The sequence below is a fragment of the Citrobacter sp. BDA59-3 genome (genome assembly GCF_015167655.1).
GTDB lineage: Bacteria > Pseudomonadota > Gammaproteobacteria > Enterobacterales > Enterobacteriaceae > Phytobacter > Phytobacter diazotrophicus.
Genome location: NZ_CP063427.1, coordinates 3,540,591 through 3,560,554, shown reverse-complemented (window position 1 = coordinate 3,560,554; position 19,964 = coordinate 3,540,591). Strand labels below are relative to the sequence as shown.

Annotated in this window: 17 protein-coding genes; all 17 read left to right on the top strand. The window is 53.6% G+C overall.

Features of this window, described 5'->3' with window-relative positions; all coding sequences use genetic code 11:
- The 17 genes from wzc (at position 1) to wcaL (ending at position 19,957) form a co-directional block, all read left to right on the top strand.
- Positions 1-2,163, top strand: coding sequence for a tyrosine-protein kinase Wzc (gene wzc / locus IP582_RS16910; RefSeq protein WP_193793886.1), 2,163 nt, complete (start codon positions 1-3; stop codon positions 2,161-2,163).
- A gap of 78 nt (positions 2,164-2,241) precedes the next feature.
- Complete coding sequence (gene wcaA / locus IP582_RS16905; RefSeq protein WP_041851973.1) at positions 2,242-3,084, top strand: colanic acid biosynthesis glycosyltransferase WcaA; 843 nt, start codon at positions 2,242-2,244, stop codon at positions 3,082-3,084.
- A complete protein-coding gene (gene wcaB, locus IP582_RS16900; protein ID WP_041851972.1) occupies positions 3,084-3,575 on the top strand; it encodes a colanic acid biosynthesis acetyltransferase WcaB in 492 nt (163 codons plus the stop codon). The genes wcaA and wcaB overlap by 1 nt, the downstream gene beginning before the upstream one ends.
- Complete coding sequence (gene wcaC / locus IP582_RS16895; RefSeq protein WP_193793885.1) at positions 3,572-4,789, top strand: colanic acid biosynthesis glycosyltransferase WcaC; 1,218 nt, start codon at positions 3,572-3,574, stop codon at positions 4,787-4,789. The genes wcaB and wcaC overlap by 4 nt, the downstream gene beginning before the upstream one ends.
- A complete protein-coding gene (gene wcaD / locus IP582_RS16890; RefSeq protein ID WP_041851970.1) occupies positions 4,764-5,984 on the top strand; it encodes a colanic acid polymerase WcaD in 1,221 nt (406 codons plus the stop codon). Before wcaC ends, wcaD begins: the two co-directional genes overlap by 26 nt.
- A gap of 13 nt (positions 5,985-5,997) precedes the next feature.
- Entirely contained in the window at positions 5,998-6,744 is a 747-nt protein-coding gene (wcaE, locus tag IP582_RS16885) for a colanic acid biosynthesis glycosyltransferase WcaE (RefSeq protein WP_041851969.1), read from the top strand.
- 147 nt (positions 6,745-6,891) lie between these two features.
- Entirely contained in the window at positions 6,892-7,440 is a 549-nt protein-coding gene (wcaF, locus tag IP582_RS16880; RefSeq protein WP_079496321.1) for a colanic acid biosynthesis acetyltransferase WcaF, read from the top strand.
- 28 nt (positions 7,441-7,468) lie between these two features.
- Positions 7,469-8,590, top strand: a complete 1,122-nt coding sequence (gmd, locus tag IP582_RS16875) for a GDP-mannose 4,6-dehydratase (RefSeq protein ID WP_041851967.1) — start codon at positions 7,469-7,471, stop codon at positions 8,588-8,590.
- A 2-nt stretch (positions 8,591-8,592) separates the two neighbouring features.
- A complete protein-coding gene (locus IP582_RS16870) occupies positions 8,593-9,558 on the top strand; it encodes a GDP-L-fucose synthase (RefSeq protein ID WP_041851966.1) in 966 nt (321 codons plus the stop codon).
- Between the two features lie 2 nt (positions 9,559-9,560).
- The gene (locus IP582_RS16865) at positions 9,561-10,034 is read left to right on the top strand and encodes a GDP-mannose mannosyl hydrolase (protein ID WP_193793884.1); all 474 of its coding nucleotides are present in this window, start codon (positions 9,561-9,563) and stop codon (positions 10,032-10,034) included.
- Positions 10,031-11,335, top strand: a complete 1,305-nt coding sequence (gene wcaI, locus IP582_RS16860) for a colanic acid biosynthesis fucosyltransferase WcaI (protein ID WP_193793883.1) — start codon at positions 10,031-10,033, stop codon at positions 11,333-11,335. The genes IP582_RS16865 and wcaI overlap by 4 nt, the downstream gene beginning before the upstream one ends.
- Positions 11,332-12,768, top strand: a complete 1,437-nt coding sequence (gene cpsB / locus IP582_RS16855; protein WP_041851963.1) for a mannose-1-phosphate guanyltransferase — start codon at positions 11,332-11,334, stop codon at positions 12,766-12,768. The genes wcaI and cpsB overlap by 4 nt, the downstream gene beginning before the upstream one ends.
- 131 nt (positions 12,769-12,899) lie before the next feature.
- A complete protein-coding gene (gene cpsG / locus IP582_RS16850) occupies positions 12,900-14,270 on the top strand; it encodes a colanic acid biosynthesis phosphomannomutase CpsG (protein WP_041852051.1) in 1,371 nt (456 codons plus the stop codon).
- Between the two features lie 81 nt (positions 14,271-14,351).
- Positions 14,352-15,746, top strand: a complete 1,395-nt coding sequence (gene wcaJ, locus IP582_RS16845) for an undecaprenyl-phosphate glucose phosphotransferase (RefSeq protein WP_108700977.1) — start codon at positions 14,352-14,354, stop codon at positions 15,744-15,746.
- A gap of 159 nt (positions 15,747-15,905) precedes the next feature.
- On the top strand, positions 15,906-17,384 hold the full coding sequence (gene wzxC / locus IP582_RS16840; RefSeq protein WP_193793882.1) for a colanic acid undecaprenyl disphosphate flippase WzxC: 1,479 nt from the start codon (positions 15,906-15,908) through the stop codon (positions 17,382-17,384).
- 78 nt (positions 17,385-17,462) lie between these two features.
- A complete protein-coding gene (wcaK, locus tag IP582_RS16835; RefSeq protein WP_193793881.1) occupies positions 17,463-18,740 on the top strand; it encodes a colanic acid biosynthesis pyruvyl transferase WcaK in 1,278 nt (425 codons plus the stop codon).
- Positions 18,737-19,957 (top strand): colanic acid biosynthesis glycosyltransferase WcaL, encoded by a 1,221-nt coding sequence (gene wcaL / locus IP582_RS16830; protein ID WP_071195749.1) that lies wholly within the window; start codon positions 18,737-18,739, stop codon positions 19,955-19,957. The genes wcaK and wcaL overlap by 4 nt, the downstream gene beginning before the upstream one ends.
- Positions 19,958-19,964 lie beyond the last annotated feature (7 nt).

Below are 19,964 nucleotides of genomic sequence, written 5' to 3'. Positions count from 1 at the left end.
ATGACAGAGAAAACACACCATTCCGCCGCGTCGTCGGTGGGAAATGATGAAATCGATGTAGGGCGATTAATCGGTACAGTCGTCGAGGCACGCTGGTGGGTGCTGGGGATCACCGGCTTATTTGCCGCGGCTGCTATCGTTTACTGCCTGTTTGCCACGCCCATCTATAGTGCGGATGCGCTGGTACAGATTGAGCAGAATGCCGGCAATTCGCTGGTGCAGGATATCGGTTCGGCGCTGACAAACAAGCCACCCGCGTCAGAAGCGGAAATTCAGTTGATTCAGTCCAGGCTGGTGCTGGGTAAAACCGTCGATGATTTAAACCTGGATATCGCTGTAACCAAAAACACCTTTCCGGTTTTTGGCGCGGGCTGGGACAGGCTGATGGGTCGGCAAAATGACACGGTCAAAGTGACGACATTCACGCTCCCCAAAGGCATGAATGATCAGGTCTTTACCCTCAAGGTGCTGGGGCCGAAACAGTACTCCCTGACCAGCGACGGTGGTTTCAGCGCTCGTGGTGAAGTAGGGCAACCGTTAAGTAAGGACGGTGTGACCATGCTGGTAAGCGCCATTCAGGCGGCGAACGACAGCGAATTCACCGTGACCAAATTCTCGACGCTCGGGATGATCAATAATCTGCAAAACAACCTGAGCGTGACCGAGAACGGCAAAGATACCGGGGTGCTCAGTCTTACCTATATCGGAGAAGATCGGGATCAGATCCGCGATATTCTGAACAGTATTACCCGCAACTACCTGCAACAGAACGTTGAGCGTAAATCCGAAGAGGCGGCTAAGAGCCTGGAATTCCTCAATAAACAACTGCCGGAAGTGCGCGCCAAACTGGACGTGGCCGAAAACAAACTCAACACCTATCGTCAGCAGCAAGACTCTGTCGACCTGCCGCTGGAAGCGAAATCGGTGCTCGACTCGATGGTTAACATCGATGCGCAGCTTAATGAACTGACCTTTAAAGAGGCGGAGATTTCCAAGCTGTACACCAAAGCACACCCGGCTTACCGCACATTGCTGGAAAAACGCAAAGCGCTGGAAGATGAAAAGGCCAAACTCAATACCCGCGTGACGGCAATGCCAAAAACGCAGCAGGAGATTGTCCGTCTGACGCGTGATGTGGAATCCGGCCAGCAGGTTTATATGCAGTTGCTGAATAAACAGCAAGAGCTGCGTATTACCGAGGCCAGTACTGTAGGGGATGTGCGCATTGTCGATGCCGCCATTACTCAGCCGGGCGTACTGAAACCGAAAAAAGCGCTGATTATTCTTGGCAGTATCATCCTTGGGTTGATTCTCTCCGTTGTGGTGGTTCTGCTGCGTTCACTCTTTAATCGTGGTATCGAAAGCCCGCAGGCGCTGGAAGAGCAGGGGGTCAGTGTTTACGCCAGTATCCCACTGTCGGAGTGGCAAAAAGCGCGCGATACGGTCAAAACCGTCAAGGGCAACAAGCGTTACAAGCAGCGCCAGTTGCTGGCGGTGGGTAACCCGGCGGATCTGGCGATTGAAGCGGTACGCAGCCTGCGCACCAGCCTCCATTTCGCCATGATGCAGGCGCCCAATAACGTCCTGATGATGACCGGGGTCAGCCCGTCGATTGGTAAAACGTTTGTCTGCGCCAACCTGGCGGCGGTCATTAGCCAGACCAACAAACGTGTGCTGATGATCGACTGTGATATGCGCAAAGGCTATACCCATGAACTGCTCGGTACCGATAACGTTAACGGTCTGTCGGACATTCTGGTTGGCAAGGGCAATATTGAAAATTGTGCCAAAAAGACCTCCATCGCCAACTTTGACCTGGTGCCGCGTGGGCAGATCCCGCCAAACCCGTCCGAACTCTTAATGAGCGAACGTTTCACGCAGTTGCTCGACTGGGCGAGTAAACATTATGACCTGGTGCTGATTGATACACCGCCAATCCTTGCGGTGACCGATGCCGCGATTGTGGGTCGCCACGCGGGCACCACGCTGATGGTCGCACGTTACGCGGTGAACACGGTGAAAGAGGTCCAGACCAGCCTGAGCCGCTTTGAGCAAAACGGTATTCAGGTCAAAGGCGTCATCCTGAACTCCATTTTCCGCCGCGCGACTGGCTATCAGGATTACGGCTATTACGAATACGAATACAAGTCTGATAGCAAATAATATTTTCCCCTCACCCTAACTCTCGCCCTCAAGGGAGAGGGCCGGGGTGAAGGGAATATTGATCAATCGGGGAAGAAAATGACCACAGAACGTCCGTTAATCTCGATTTATATGCCAACGTGGAACCGCCAACAATTGGCGATCCGCGCCATCAAATCGGTGCTGCGTCAGGATTACACCCACTGGGAAATGATCATTGTTGACGACTGCTCGACGGCCTTTGAGCAACTCCAGAGTTATGTGGCCGAACTGAATGATCCACGCGTGACCTATACCCGTAACGCTTTTAATTCCGGCGCCTGTGCGGTACGCAACCAGGCGATCATGCAGGCGACAGGCCAGTTTATTACTGGCATTGATGATGATGATGAATGGACGCCGGACCGCCTGTCGGTCTTTCTGGAGCATAAACACCATCTGGCAACGCGGGCTTTTCTCTATGCCAATGACTATGTCTGCCAGGGCGAAGTCTATTCACAACCGACCAGTTTACCGCTTTACCCAAAATCGCCGTTTTCCCGCAAGCTGTTCTACAAGCGCAACATTGTGGGCAACCAGGTGTTTAGCTGGTCATGGCGCTTCAAAGAGTGTCTGTTCGATACAAAACTGAAAGCGGCACAGGACTACGACATCTTTTTACGCATGGTGGAGCAGTACGGCGAACCGTGGAAAATCGAAAAAGCGACGCAAATTCTGCACATCAATCACGGTGAAATGCAGATCACTTCGTCGCCGAAAAAATTCTCCGGCTACTTCCATTTCTACCGGAAACACAAAGCCAAGTTTGACCGCGCCAGCAAGAAATATCAGCTCTTCACGCTGTACCAGATCCGCAACAAGCGTATGAACTGGCGCACGCTGCTGACCCTTTTCTCCGTGCGTAATGGCAAGCGTCTGGCTGATGGTCTGCGAGGGAAATAATGCGACTGGAAGATTTTCGCGCTAATCAATGGAGTTTGCGCCCATGCTGCATGGTCGCGGCCTATCGCGTCGCCCATTTTTGCTCGGTATGGCGTAAGAAAAATGTGCTCAACAACCTGTGGGCTGCCCCCGTGCTGTTGATTTACCGCTTTATGACGGAATGCCTGTTTGGCTATGAGATCCAGGCGGCTGCGACAATTGGCCGTCGTTTCACTATTCACCATGGTTATGCCGTCGTGATCAATAAGCACGTGGTTGCGGGTGATGATTTCACCATTCGCCATGGCGTGACCATCGGCAATCGTGGCGCAGACAATCTGGCCTGTCCGGTCATCGGCAACAACGTTGAGCTCGGGGCCAATGTCGTCCTGCTGGGTGATATCACCATTGGCAATAACGTCGTGGTTGGCGCAGGCAGCGTCGTGCTCGACAGCGTGCCGGATAATGCGCTGGTGGTGGGTGAAAAAGCGCGGGTGAAGACAATAAAATGAACATATTACAATTTAACGTTCGCCTCGCCGAAGGCGGCGCGGCGGGTGTCGCGCTGGATTTACACCAGCGGGCATTGCAGCAAGGCATGCAATCGCAGTTCGTCTATGGTTACGGTAAAGGCGGCAAGAAAAGTGTCAGCCATGACCAGTATCCCAACGTGTTTAAACAGACTCCACGTCTGACATCGATAGCAAACCTGGCGCTGTTTCGCCTGTTTAATCGCGATGTATTTGGCAATCTCAATAATCTCTATCGCAGCGTCAGCCGCACCAAAGGGCCGGTGGTGCTGCACTTTCACGTGATGCACAGCTACTGGCTGAACCTGAACGAGGTGGTAGCATTCTGCCAGAAACTGAAAACGCATAAGCCTGACGTGACCTTTGTCTGGACGCTGCACGATCACTGGAGTGTCACCGGGCGCTGTGCGTTCACCGATGGCTGTGAAGGCTGGAAACAGGGATGCAAAAAATGCCCGACGCTGGCGAACTATCCACCGGTAAAAGTGGATCGCGCGCATCAACTGGTGGGTGAGAAGCGCCGTTTATTTAACGAGATGATGGCCATCGGTTGCCAGTTTATATCCCCCAGCCAGCACGTGGCTGAGGCATTCAACAGTCTGTACGGTGCGGGGCGTTGCCGCATTATCAATAATGGAATTGATGTGGCGACCGAAGCCATTCTGGCGGAGTTATCTCCGGTTACCGTCACCCAGGGGCGCCCGAAAATCGCCGTGGTGGCGCACGACCTGCGCTATGACGGCAAGACCAATCAACAACTTGTCCGTGACGTGATGGCGCTGGGTGAACTGGTTGAGCTGCATACCTTTGGCAAGTTTTCTCCCTTTGAGGGGCCGAACGTGGTGAACCACGGCTTTCTGACGGATAAACGTCAGTTAATGAGCGAACTCAACCAGATGGATGCGCTGCTCTTTACCTCGCGCGTGGATAACTACCCGCTCATTTTGTGTGAAGCGCTCTCCATTGGTGTGCCGGTGATTGCCACGCACAGCGATGCAGCGCGTGAGGTTCTGGAAAAGTCCGGCGGCAAGACCTTTAGCGACGCGGAGGTCGTGCCGCTGGTGCAGCGTCACAAAGCCGACATCGCGCAGGCCGTATTCGGCACATCGCTGGACGCGTTTCGGGCGCGTAGTCGCCGTGCATACAGTGGGCAACAGATGCTGGAGGAATATGTCTCATTCTATCAGGGTCTGTAGTTATCTCCTGCTGCCGCTGATTTACCTGCTGGTTAACGTGAAGATTTTCCAGCTTGGCGAAAGCTTTCCGATAACCATTGTGACGTTCTTACCGCTGTTACTGCTGCTCTATGTGGATAAACTCAACCTGAAAAAGTTGATGATTGCCCTGGGCACCGGTGCCGGATTAACGCTGTTTAACTACATTTTTGGTCAGTCGCTTAACGCCAGTAAGTATGTCACCTCAACGATGCTGTTTGTTTATATCGTGATCATCATCGGCATGGTGTGGAGCATCCGGTTCAAAACTGTTTCGCCGCATAACTACCGCAAAATACTCCGCTTCTTCTACGTGGTGGTTGCGTTGGTCGTGATGCTGGCAGCGGCGGAAATGGCGCAAATTATTCTCTCCGGCGGCAGCAGCCTGATGGAGATAATTTCGAAATATCTGATTTACAGTAATAGCTACGTACTGAATTTTATCAAATTTGGCGGTAAGCGAACCACGGCGCTCTATTTCGAACCGGCATTCTTCGCTCTGGCATTAATCTCAATTTGGCTCAGCATCAAACAGTTTGGTATCAAAACGCCGAAGACAGATGCTATGATTCTGACAGGGATAGTTCTTTCGGGATCGTTTTCAGGGGTAATGACATTTATCCTTTTTTATCTACTGGAATGGGCATTTCAGTATTTAAACAAGGAAGCGATACGCAAGAAATTACCGTTGGCCATTATTTCACTGGCGGTATTTGTTGTCGGGGTGGTGTTCGCCTTTCCTTATATTGCGGAACGTCTCGGTGATTTAGGAACAGAAGGCTCCTCCTCTTATTATCGCATTATCGGACCGCTGGCGATGGTGGGATATTCCCTGGCCAACATTGATGGTGTGGTAAGATTCGGCTCACTTTACGAATATGTCGCATCATTCGGAATCTTTAACGGTGCAGATGTCGGTAAAACCATAGACAATGGCTTGTATCTGTTAATTATCTATTTTTCATGGTTTGCCGTATTACTGACCGGTTGGTATTTGTTCAAAGTAGCAAGAATGACTGTCAATGCGTTTGGTAATAATCAGAATTTTCGTGTTCAGCTTTATCTGTTCGCTCCGATATCGTGGTTTTTTACGGGGTCGATTTTTAGTCCTGAATACGCATTTTTAATTGTTTGCCCGTTTATTTTCCGCAAGGCGTTAAATATTTCGAGCATATGACGAGGTGGGTCACATGTTACTAAGCGTTATTACCGTTGCGTTTCGTAATTATGAAGGCGTAATGAAAACCTGGGAATCGCTGGCCCATCTGGCACAGGCGCAGGATATCGCATTTGAGTGGATTGTTGTGGATGGCGGCTCTGCTGACGGTACCGCAGAGTTTCTGAAAAACCTTAACGGCCAGTACCACTTACGTTACGTCAGCGAGAAAGATAATGGCATCTATGATGCGATGAATAAAGGCATCAGCATGGCCAATGGTCGCTTCGCGCTGTTCCTCAATTCAGGTGATATTCTGCATCCGGAAAGCGTCGATGTTATCCGCCAGTTGGCAGAAAAACGTGACAATGCCATGTATATTGGTGATGCATTATTAGATTTCGGCGATGGCACAAAAATACGCCGTAGCGCGAAACGTGGTTGGTATATTTACCATAGTCTACCCGCCAGCCATCAGGCCATATTCTTCCCGATGAGTGGCCTGAAAACCTACCCCTACGATTTACAATATAAAGTCTCTTCCGATTACGCGCTGGCAGCCAGAATGTTTAAGGCAGGCTTTCGCTTTAAACGCCTGCACGGTCTGGTATCCGAATTTTCAATGGGGGGCGTCTCTACGTCGAATAACCTTGAATTATGTCGGGATGCTCGCAACGTCCAACGAAAAATATTACACGTACCGGGCTTCTGGGCGGAATTGTCGTACCTGTTGCGCCTGCGTACGACTGGCAAAGCGAAAGCCTTATATAACAAAGCATAATGTGAATGCCCTGGATAATTTGAATCGCGGGAAGACGGAAAGTCAGAGAATTCCGATGAACTTACGTGCGTAAGTGGTTCGGATGAACGCATGCAGTTAACGCACCGGCGGTTTGAAGAATAACGGGGACACGTATAAGGAAACACGATGCAAGACTTACAAGGATTCTCCGTGCCGAAAGGCTTTCGGGGCGGGAATGCTATTAAGGTTCAATTGTGGTGGGCGGTGCAGTCGACATTATTTGCCTGGTCGCCACAAATTATGTATCGCTGGCGTGCCTTTCTGTTGCGTTTATTCGGTGCAAAAATCGGAAAAAACGTAGTGATTCGTCCGTCGGTGAAAATAACGTATCCATGGAAATTAACGCTGGGTGATTATAGCTGGGTTGGCGATGACGCTGTGTTATATACCCTGGGCGATATCTCAATTGGCGCTAATTCTGTGATTTCGCAGAAATGTTATTTGTGTACCGGCAGTCATGATTTTATGAGCGCGCATTTTGATATTACCGCGTCGCCCATCGTGATTGGCGATAAATGCTGGCTGGCAACGGATGTCTTTGTTGCTCCCGGCGTGCGTATTGGTGACGGAACGGTTGTCGGTGCGCGCAGCAGTGTTTTTAAGACGCTTCCGGCAAATGCAGTTTGCCGTGGCAACCCCGCAGTGGTAACGCGCGAACGCGTAAAAACTGAATAACTTCTGATAAGTAATAGAGGAATAAAATATGTCTAAAGTCGCTCTCATCACCGGCGTTACCGGGCAAGATGGCTCTTATCTGGCAGAACTGCTTCTGGAAAAGGGTTATGAAGTTCATGGCATTAAGCGTCGTGCCTCTTCATTCAACACTGAGCGTGTGGACCATATTTATCAGGATCCGCACACCAGTAACCCGAAATTCCACCTTCACTACGGTGATCTGACGGATACCTCTAACCTGACCCGTATTCTGCAGGAAGTGCAGCCGGATGAGGTCTATAACCTTGGGGCGATGAGCCACGTAGCGGTCTCCTTTGAATCACCGGAATATACCGCAGATGTGGATGCGATGGGGACATTGCGTCTGCTGGAAGCCATTCGCTTCCTGGGCCTTGAAAAGAAAACACGCTTCTACCAGGCCTCTACCTCTGAGCTGTATGGCCTGGTCCAGGAGATCCCGCAGAAAGAGACCACGCCGTTCTACCCACGCTCTCCGTATGCGGTGGCAAAACTGTACGCCTACTGGATCACCGTTAACTACCGCGAATCCTATGGCATGTACGCGTGCAACGGCATTCTGTTTAACCATGAGTCTCCGCGCCGTGGTGAGACTTTCGTCACCCGCAAAATTACCCGCGCGATTGCCAACATCGCCCAGGGCCTCGAATCTTGCCTGTATCTTGGCAACATGGACTCCCTGCGTGACTGGGGTCATGCGAAAGATTACGTGAAAATGCAGTGGATGATGCTGCAACAGGACCATCCGGAAGACTTCGTTATCGCCACCGGCGTGCAGTATTCCGTGCGTCAGTTTGTGGAAATGGCGGCGGCGCAACTGGGTATCAAACTGCGCTTTGAAGGCAAAGGCGTGGAAGAGAAGGGGATTGTGGTCTCCGTCACCGGCCATGACGCTCCTGGCGTGAAACCGGGTGATGTGATTGTTGCCGTTGATCCGCGTTACTTCCGTCCGGCGGAAGTGGAAACCCTGCTCGGCGACCCGACCAAAGCACACGAAAAACTGGGCTGGAAACCGGAAACCACGCTGCAGGAGATGGTCTCTGAGATGGTAGCCAAAGATCTTGAAGCGGCGAAAAAACATTCGCTGTTAAAAGCTCACGGTTACGAGGTTGCCATCGCGCTGGAGTCCTGAGAATGACGAAACAACGTATCTTTGTCGCGGGTCACCGCGGCATGGTCGGATCGGCCATTGTAAGACTGCTGTCACAGCGCGAAGACGTGGAGCTGGTGCTGCGTAGCCGTGACGAACTGAACCTGCTGGATTCCGCACAGGTGCAGGCGTTCTTTGCCAGCGAACGTATCGACCAGGTCTATCTGGCGGCGGCGAAAGTGGGTGGAATTGTCGCCAATAACACCTACCCGGCAGATTTTATCTACGAGAACATGATGATGGAGTGCAACATCATTCACGCCGCGCATTCGCATGACGTGAACAAGCTGTTGTTCCTCGGTTCATCCTGTATTTACCCGAAGCTTGCGCACCAGCCGATGGCTGAAAGTGAACTGTTGCAGGGGACGCTGGAGGCGACGAACGAACCGTATGCGATTGCCAAAATTGCCGGTATCAAACTGTGCGAGTCCTACAACCGCCAGTACAACCGCGATTATCGTTCGGTGATGCCGACCAACCTGTACGGGCCGAATGACAACTTCCACCCAAGCAACTCCCACGTGATCCCGGCGTTGCTTCGTCGCTTCCATGAAGCCACGCTCAGCAACGCGCCTGACGTGGTGGTATGGGGCAGCGGTACGCCGATGCGTGAGTTCCTTCATGTGGACGACATGGCGGCGGCCAGTATTCATGTGATGGAGCTGGACCGGGAAGTGTGGCAGGAGAATACCGAACCGATGCTGTCGCACATTAATGTCGGCACCGGTGTGGACTGCACGATCCGTGAGCTGGCGCAAACGCTCGCCCAGGTGGTGGGCTACAAAGGCCGGGTGGTCTTTGATGCCACCAAGCCGGATGGTACGCCACGCAAATTGCTGGATGTGTCCCGTCTGCACGCGCTTGGCTGGTATCACGAGATCTCGCTGGAGCAGGGGCTGGCAAGCACCTACCAGTGGTTCCTCGAAAATCAGCAACGGTTCAGGGGGTAAGCATGTTTTTACGTCCGGAAGATTTTGCCACGGTCGTGCGTTCGACTCCGCTTATCTCCATCGATCTTATCGTGGAGAACGAAAGCGGCGAGTTTTTGCTCGGCAAGCGTACGAATCGTCCGGCGCAGGGTTACTGGTTTGTGCCGGGTGGACGGGTGCAAAAAGATGAATCTCTGGCGAGCGCGTTTGAACGTTTGACGCTGGCTGAACTGGGCGTACTCCTGCCGATGTCGGCAGGAGAGTTTTATGGCGTCTGGCAGCACTTTTATGACGACAACTTCTCCGGCAGCGATTTTTCTACCCACTACATCGTGCTCGGCTTTCGCTTACGGGTCGATGCCTCCACGCTGGCCCTGCCGACAGAACAGCACGATGACTATCGCTGGCTGACGCCCGATGTGCTGATTGCTGACCCGCTGGTACATGACAATAGCCGCGCCTACTTCAGGGAAGCGCGGGGAGTACCGGGCTTATGAAAATTCTTGTTTACGGCATCAACTATGCGCCGGAGTTAACCGGTATCGGTAAATACACCGGCGAGATGGTTGAATGGATGGCCCGGCAGGGGCATGACGTGCGTGTCATTACCGCACCGCCTTACTACCCGGAATGGCAAGTGGGTAAGGCGTATTCCGCCTGGCGTTATCGCCGGGAAAGCGGTGCCGCGACCGTCTGGCGCTGTCCTCTGTATGTGCCGAAACAGCCTTCGACATTGAAACGCCTGATTCATCTGACCAGTTTCGCCGTGAGCAGCTTTTTCCCGCTGATGGCACAGCGAGGCTGGAAGCCGGATCGCATCATCGGCGTGGTACCGACACTGTTTTGCACACCGGGTATGCGCCTGCTGGCAAAACTCACCGGTGCGCGCACGTTGCTGCACATCCAGGATTATGAAGTTGACGCCATGCTTGGTTTAGGGATGGCCGGGAAAGGCAAAACCGGCAAAGTGGCGAAACTGGCCGCCGCGTTTGAGCGCAGCGGCCTGCACAATGTCGACAATGTGTCCACCATCTCCCGCTCAATGATGAACAAAGCACGGGAAAAAGGGGTGGAGCCAGGGCGGATAATCTTCTTCCCGAACTGGTCAGAAGTGGCCCGCTTTCGCGATGTTGACGCGCAGGACGTTGCCCAACTGAGACAAGCGCTGGGATTGCCGGAAGATAAAAAAATCATTCTTTACTCCGGCAACATTGGTGAAAAGCAGGGGCTGGAAAATGTGATTGCGGCGGCGGCTAACCTTCGCGAGCAACCGTGGTTGTTTGTGATTGTGGGTCAGGGTGGCGGCAAAGTCAGACTGGAAAAACAGGCCCTGCAACAGGGGCTGGATAACGTGAAATTCTTTCCGTTGCAGTCTTACGAGGCGTTGCCTGCGCTGCTCAAGATGGCCGATTGCCATCTGGTGATTCAAAAACGTGGCGCGGCGGATGCCGTGCTGCCATCGAAACTGACCAATATCCTCGCCGTGGGCGGCAATGCCGTTATCACCGCTGAGGCGTCCACCGAATTGGGCCAACTGTGTCTGGCATCGCCGGGCATTGCCGTGTGCGTAGAGCCTGAATCCGTACCGGCGTTAACGGCGGGCATCGAACAGGCACTCTTGATGCCCAAAACCAACGCGGTGGCACGTGAATATGCCGAACGCACGCTCGAGAAAGAGAGCGTGTTAACCCAGTTTATGACTGATATCTCCCGACGCGATCCGGCGGTCAGTGCAGGGCAGGCCGCCCATGCGCAAGACGAACGTCTGAATTACGAAGGGAATGGGGATAAATCATGAGTCAAACACAACTGTATCCGGTAGTGATGGCCGGAGGCTCCGGCAGCCGCCTGTGGCCACTGTCCCGTGTCCTGTACCCAAAACAATTTCTCTGCCTGAAAGGCGATTTGACCATGCTGCAGACCACCGTCTGCCGTCTGGACGGGGTGGAGTGTGAAAGTCCGGTTGTTATTTGTAATGAACAACACCGCTTTATCGTTGCCGAGCAGTTGCGCCAGCTCAACAAGCTGACGGAAAACATCATTCTTGAACCGGCGGGCCGTAACACCGCACCGGCGATTGCGCTGGCCGCAATGGCGATCAAACGCCATAACCCGACTTCTGACCCGCTGATGCTGGTGCTGGCGGCGGATCATGTGATTCAGGATGAAGAAGCGTTCCGCACGTCGGTGCGCCAGGCGCTGGCTTATGCCGAAAGCGGCAAACTGGTGACCTTTGGCATCGTACCGGACCTGCCGGAGACCGGTTATGGCTACATCCGTCGTGGCGAAGTGACCCCAGGTAAAGGTGAAGGTCTGGCCTTCGACGTGGCGCAGTTTGTGGAAAAACCGAACCTCGATACGGCGCAGGGTTACGTGGCGAGCGGTGAATATTACTGGAACAGCGGCATGTTCCTGTTTAGCGCCGGGCGCTATCTGGAAGAGCTGAAAAAATATCGTCCCGATATTTACGAGGCCTGCGAACGCGCAATGAATGTAACGGACCCGGACCTGGACTTTATCCGTGTTGATGAAGCCGCGTTCCTGGCCTGCCCGGAAGAGTCTATCGACTACGCGGTAATGGAAAAAACCGCCGATGCGGTGGTGGTACCGATGGATGCCGGCTGGAGCGATGTGGGTTCCTGGTCCTCGTTGTGGGAAATCAGCGCCCATACGCCCGAGGGAAACGTCCATCACGGCGACGTCATCAGTCATGACACGGAGAACAGCTTCGTCTATGCGGAGTCCGGTCTGGTCACCACCGTCGGCGTGAAAGATTTGGTGGTGGTGCAGACCAAGGACGCCGTGCTGATTGCGGACCGTAACCATGTGCAGGATGTGAAGAAAGTGGTCGAGCAGATCAAAGCGGATGGCCGCCACGAGCACCACATCCACCGCGAAGTCTACCGTCCCTGGGGGAAATATGACTCCATTGATGCGGGCGATCGCTACCAGGTGAAGCGCATCACCGTGAAACCTGGCGAAGGGCTTTCGGTCCAGATGCATCATCATCGGGCTGAACACTGGGTCGTGGTGGCCGGTACGGCGAAAGTCACCATTAATGACGAGATCAAACTGCTGGGTGAGAACGAGTCGGTCTACATTCCGCTCGGCGCACGTCACTGTCTTGAGAACCCGGGGAAAATACCGCTCGATTTAATTGAAGTACGGTCCGGTTCATATCTTGAAGAGGACGATATTGTGCGGTTTGAAGATCGCTACGGGCGCATCTGACGCTGTCCGACACCTTTCGCGCAGCCGCTGATTTGCCGCAACGCGACGTCGGACAGATATAACGATTGAATTCTTTTTGATTATTTCTCCACACCGGAGAGGGCTAACTGTTGCCTGAAAACGAGGTAATGATGGAAAAATTAACCTGTTTTAAAGCCTACGATATTCGCGGCAAGCTGGGTGAAGAGCTGAATGAAGACATTGCCTGGCGGATTGGCCGGGCCTATGGCGAGTATTTAAAACCGCAAACCATCGTGCTGGGCGGTGATGTCCGTTTAACGAGCGAAACATTAAAGCTGGCGCTGGCCAAAGGGCTACAAGACGCGGGTGTGGATGTTCTGGATATCGGCCTTTCGGGCACCGAAGAGATCTATTTTGCCACCTTCCATCTGGGCGTAGATGGTGGGATTGAAGTGACGGCCAGCCATAACCCGATGGACTACAACGGCATGAAGCTGGTCCGTAAAGGTGCCCGTCCAATCAGCGGTGATACGGGGCTGCGCGATGTTCAGCGCCTGGCAGAAGCGAATGACTTCCCGCCGGTGAATGCGCAAAAACGCGGCAGCTATCGGCAAATCAACCTGCGTGACGCCTATATTGATCACCTGCTCAGCTATGTCGACCTGGCGAATTTCAAACCGTTAAAACTGGTGATCAATTCCGGTAACGGGGCGGCAGGGCCGGTCATTGATGCTCTGGAACAGCGCTTTAAGGCGAACAATGTTCCCGTCACCTTTATCAAGGTGCACAACACCCCCGATGGCAACTTCCCGAACGGTATCCCGAACCCACTGCTGCCGGAATGCCGTGACGATACCCGCAACGCGGTTATTGAACATCATGCGGATTTAGGTATCGCGTTCGACGGCGATTTTGACCGCTGCTTCTTCTTTGACGGTAATGGCCAGTTTATCGAGGGCTATTACATCGTCGGTCTGCTGGCGCAGGCATTCCTGGAGAAAAACCCCGGCGCGAAGATCATCCACGACCCGCGCCTTTCCTGGAACACGGTGGACGTTGTCACGGCGGCAGGCGGTAAGCCGGTGATGTCGAAAACCGGGCATGCGTTTATTAAAGAGCGGATGCGTGAAGAGGATGCGATCTACGGCGGTGAGATGAGCGCGCATCACTATTTCCGTGATTTTGCCTATTGCGATAGCGGCATGATCCCATGGCTTTTGGTGACGGAGCTGCTGTGTCTCAAGGGCAAAACGCTGGAAGCGCTGGTACGCGATCGCATGGCGGCTTTCCCGGCCAGCGGCGAGATCAACTTAAAGCTGGACCAGGCCGCGCCGGCAATCGCCCGCGTCGAAGCACATTTCAGCGGTTCTGCGCTGAGCGTTGACCGTACCGATGGCATCAGCATGTCCTTCCCGGACTGGCGCTTTAATTTGCGCTCGTCCAATACCGAACCGGTTGTGCGTCTGAACGTGGAATCGCGCAGCGACACCGCGCTGATGGAGGCGCGAACACAGGACATTCTGGCGTTGTTGAAACAGTAATCCCTGTTTTCCCCTCACTCTAACCCTTTTCTGCGAGAGGAGAGGGCTGGGGTGGGGGGAAACAAATGAATAGGTACAACGATGACAAATCTAAAAAAGCGCGACCGGGCCAAAACGAATGCATCGTTAATCTCAATCGTGCAGCGATTCTCAGACATCACCATCATGTTCGGTGGGCTGTACATTGTCTGTAGGTTCAATACGTTGCCATTCTTTTATCAGCATCTGCTGATGGCCCTCATTACCCTCGTGGTGTTCCAGATGATTGGCGGCATGACCGATTTTTATCGTTCATGGCGTGGTGTGCGGTTTATGACCGAGCTGGTTTTATTGTTGCAAAACTGGACCCTCAGTTTTGTCTTTAGCGCCGGTCTGGTGGCTTTTCGCAGCGAACTTAACAATACCTTTGCCCTCTATTTTGCCTGGTATTTGCTCAGCAGTTCAGGGCTGATTATCTGCCGTGGCGTGATCCGTTTTGCCGCCGGTTGGCTGCGTAATCATGGCTATAACACCCGTCGCGTTGCGGTGGCGGGCGACCTTCCCGCCGGGCAGGAACTGCTGGAGAGTTTTCGTAATGAACCCTGGCTGGGTTTTGAAGTGGTCGGTGTCTATCACGACGCGAAACCGGGTGGCGTGAGCAGTGACTGGGTGGGCAATTATGACCAACTGCTTGACGACGCTCGCGCCGGGAAAATCCACAACGTCTACATCGCCATGTCAATGAACGACGCTCAGTGCATCAAACATCTGGTGCGGCAACTGGCAGACACCACCTGCTCGGTGATCCTGATACCCGATGTTTTCACCTTCAACATTCTGCATTCGCGGATTGAAGAGGTGAATGGCGTGCCGGTGGTGCCGCTGTATGACACGCCGCTTTCGGGCGTCAACCGCATTCTCAAACGCCTCGAAGACATTGTGCTGGCGTCGCTCATCCTGATGCTGATCTCACCGGTGCTGTTGGGGATCTCGCTGGCGGTGAAATTGACCTCCCCGGGCCCGGTTATCTTCCGCCAGACCCGTTACGGTATGGACGGTAAGCCCATCAAAGTGTGGAAATTCCGCTCCATGAAAGTTATGGAGAACGACAAGGTCGTAACCCAGGCCACGCAAAACGATCCGCGCGTGACCAAAGTTGGCAGCTTCCTGCGCCGGACGTCACTGGATGAGCTACCGCAGTTTATCAATGTGCTGACGGGCGGGATGTCTATCGTCGGTCCACGCCCTCATGCGGTGGCGCATAACGAGCAGTACCGTCAGCTCATTGAAGGCTACATGCTGCGCCATAAAGTGAAACCGGGTATTACCGGCTGGGCGCAGATTAATGGCTGGCGCGGCGAGACGGATACGCTGGAAAAAATGGAAAAACGCGTTGAGTTCGACCTTGAGTACATCCGTGAATGGAGTCTTTGGTTCGATATCAAAATCGTTTTTCTGACCATCTTTAAAGGGTTTGTGAATAAAGCGGCGTATTAGGAACTTGTCCCATAAGGCTATTTTGCTGGCCATTTTGAACCAGGGCAGTGCTCAAAATCCTCACGTACTTCGTGTACGTTCCGGTTTTTCCGCGCTGTCCGTGTTCAAACTGCCTGCGCCAATAACGCCTTATGGGCCATGTTCAAAGGAAAAATAATCATGAGCTTACGTGAAAAAACCATCAGCGGGGCGAAATGGTCGGCCATGGCAACGTTGACCATTATCGGGCTTGGGCTGGTACAGATGACCGTACTGGCGCGCATTATCGATAACCACCAGTTTGGCCTGCTCACTGTCTCGCTGGTGATTATCGCGCTCGCCGATACGCTATCGGATTTTGGTATTGCCAACTCCATCATCCAGCGTAAGGAGATAAGTCATCTCGAACTCACTACCCTGTACTGGCTGAATGTCGGGCTGGGGCTGGTGGTCTGTGTGGCTATCTTTTTACTCAGCGATCTGATTGCCGGGTTGCTGCATAACCCGGATCTGGCGCCGCTGATAAAAACTCTGTCGCTGGCCTTTGTGCTGATTCCGCATGGTCAGCAGTTCCGGGCGCTGATGCAAAAGGAACTGGAATTTAACAAGATCGGCAGCATAGAAACCGTCTCGGTGCTGGCAGGTTTTACCTTTACGGTGGTCAGCGCCTTTTTCTGGCCACTGGCAATGACCGCCATCCTCGGCTATCTGGTTAACAGCGCCGTGCGTACGCTGCTCTTCGGCTGGTTTGGCCGCAAGATTTACCGTCCTGGTCTGCATTTTTCGCTGCGTTCGGTCAGTTCTAACCTCAAGTTTGGCGCGTGGCTTACGGCGGACAGCGTCATTAACTACCTTAACACCAACCTCTCTACGCTGGTACTGGCGCGCATCCTTGGTGCCAGCGTCGCGGGCGGTTACAACCTGGCCTATAACGTGGCCGTCGTTCCACCAATGAAACTCAACCCCATCATTACACGCGTCCTGTTCCCGGCTTTCGCCAAAATTCAGGATGACACGGAAAAGCTGCGGCTTAATTTTTACAAACTGTTGTCGGTAGTGGGGATCATTAACTTTCCGATCCTGCTTGGGCTGCTGGTGGTGTCGAATAACTTCGTGCCGCTGGTGTTCGGCGAGAAGTGGAGCAGCATCATTCCTGTCCTGCAATTGTTATGCATTGTGGGGCTGCTGCGTGCGGTCGGCAATCCGATTGGGTCGTTGTTAATGGCCAAAGCCCGCGTGGATATCAGCTTTAAATTCAATGTTTTCAAAACCTTTTTATTTATTCCCGCCATCATTATCGGCGGCCACCTGGCAGGGGCCATTGGCGTCACGCTGGGCTTTCTGCTGGTGCAGATTATCAACACCGTCCTGAGCTATTTCGTGATGATCAAACCTGTTCTGGGATCCAGCTATCGCCAGTACATCCTGAGTCTGTGGCTGCCCTTCTACCTGTCGCTGCCGACGCTGGTGGTGAGTTATGGGCTGGGGCTGTCACTCGCCGGGCGTCTGCCGGTGTCGGCATTGCTTGCCGTTCAGGTGATGGCGGGCGCGCTGACGTTCGCGGCGATGATTGTGCTGTCACGTAATGCGCTGGTGGTGGAGATGAAGCGCCAGTTTTGCCGCAACGAAAAGATGAAAACGCTATTGCGTGCCGGTTGATTTTCATTTTCCTCCTCACCCCGGTTCTCTTCCCGAACGGAGAGGGGGGGGGGGAGGGGAATTTTTTAAGAGGTCATTATGAAATTATTAATTCTTGGCAATCACACCTGCGGCAACCGTGGCGACAGCGCCATTTTGCGCGGGTTGCTGGATGCGATTGCACGCATCGAACCACAAGCGGAAGTGGACGTAATGAGCCGCTACCCGGTGAGTTCTTCCTGGCTGTTGAACCGCCCGGTCATGGGTGATCCACTCTACAGCCAGATGAAAGCACACAATACTGCCGCCGGGTTAATGGGGCGGGTGAAAAAGGTCCTGCGCCGTCGCTACCAGCACCAGGTACTGCTTTCTCGGGTGACCGATAGCGGCAAGTTGCGCAACATCGCTATTGCCCAGGGTTTTACCGATTTCGTCCGCCTGCTTGCAGGTTATGACGCGATTATCCAGGTGGGTGGCTCCTTTTTTGTCGATCTTTACGGCGTTCCGCAGTTCGAACATGCCCTCTGTACGTTTATGGCTAAAAAGCCGCTGTATATGATTGGCCACAGCGTCGGGCCGTTCCAGGATCCGCAGTTTAATCAACTGGCAAATTATGTCTTTGGTCATTGCGACGCGTTGATCCTGCGTGAGAGCGTCAGTCTGAATTTAATGAAGCAGAGTGAAATCACGACCGAGAAAGTGGAACAGGGCGTTGATACCGCCTGGCTGGTGGAAGATGATGCGGCATTTATCCCCAGCTACGCCATCCGTCACTGGCTGGATGTGGCTGCAAAACAAAAAACTGTCGCTATTACGCTACGTGAACTCGCGCCGTTTGATAAGCGACTTGGTACGACCCAGCAAGCCTATGAAAAGGCCTTTGCCGACGTGGTGAACCGCATTCTGGATGCAGGCTGGCAGGTGATCGCGCTCTCGACCTGTACCGGTATCGACAGTTACAACAAAGATGACCGGATGGTGGCGCTCAATCTGCGTCAGCATATTAGCGACCCGTCCCGCTACCACGTGGTTATGGATGAACTTAACGACCTCGAAATGGGCAAAATCCTCGCCGCCTGTGACCTGACGGTGGGTACACGCCTGCACTCCGCCATCATCTCGATGAACTTCGGTACGCCAGCTATCGCCATTAACTACGAACACAAATCAGCCGGGATTATGCAACAGCTCGGTATGCCGGAGATGGCGGTGGATATTCGTCACTTGCTGGATGGTTCTCTGGCGGCGATGGCGGCGGACACCCTGGGGCAACTGCCTGCGCTCAATCAACGGCTGGCCACCGCCGTGGCGGCCGAACGAGAGAAAGGCGCGTTGATGGTGAAATCGGTGCTGGATCGCATTCGGGAGGTGAAATGAAAGTCAGCTTCTTCTTGCTGAAATTTCCGCTCGCCTCAGAAACCTTTGTTCTGAATCAGATTGTGGCGTTTATCAACATGGGTTATGAGGTGGAGATCGTCGCGCTGCATAAGGGCGATCTGCAAAATACCCATAGCGCCTGGACGGAGTACCGTCTGGCGGAAAAAACCCACTGGTTACTGGATGAGCCGGAAGGCAAGCTGGCGAAACTGCGCTATCGTGGGCAGGCGATATTACGCGGCGCAGGACGCGCGGCCACCTGGAAAGCGCTCAATATGTCGCGCTACGGTGATGAAGCGCGAAATCTGATTCTGGCAGCCATCTGCGGTCTGACACCGCAGGTTTTTCGCGCCGATGTCTTTATTGCCCATTTTGGCCCGGCAGGGGTTACGGCGGCGAAACTGCGCGAACTGGGTCTGTTACAAGGCAAGATTGCCACTGTTTTCCACGGCATTGATATTTCGCATCGTGATGTGCTCAGCCACTATACGCCGGAATATCAGCAGCTCTTTCGCCGTGGCGACCTGATGTTACCTATTAGTGAACTATGGGCGGACAGGTTACGCAGTATGGGCTGCCCGGAAGAAAAAATTGCCATCTCGCGCATGGGGGTGGATATCGCCCGTTTTACCCTGCGCCCGGTGAAAGCCCCCGGAACGCCGTTGCAGATGATCTCTGTTGCGCGGCTGACTGAGAAAAAGGGGCTGCATGTAGGTATTGAAGCCTGCCGTTTACTCAAAGAGCGTGGCGTGGCCTTTACCTGGACTATTTTGGGCATTGGCCCGTGGGAGCGGCGCTTGCGCACCCTGATTGAGCAATACCAACTGGATGATGTGATCCACATGCCGGGCTTTAAGCCCAGTCATGAGGTCAAAGCGATGCTGGATGAAGCCGATCTCTTTTTATTGCCGTCGGTCACCGGTGTGGATGGCGATATGGAAGGGATTCCCGTGGCCCTCATGGAGGCGATGGCCGTAGGTATTCCGGTGGTGTCAACGGTGCACAGTGGCATTCCTGAACTGATCAACGCTGGGGAGTCGGGCTGGCTGGTGCCGGAAAATGACGCCCGCACGCTGGCGGACAAGCTCGCCGAGTTCAGTGCCATGCAGCGTCAGGATCTGACGCCGGTGATTGCCCGCGCCCGCCAAAAAATCGAAACCGACTTCAACCAGCAACGTATCAATCAGCAACTTGCCACGCTGCTACAGGCGCTCTGAATCGAGG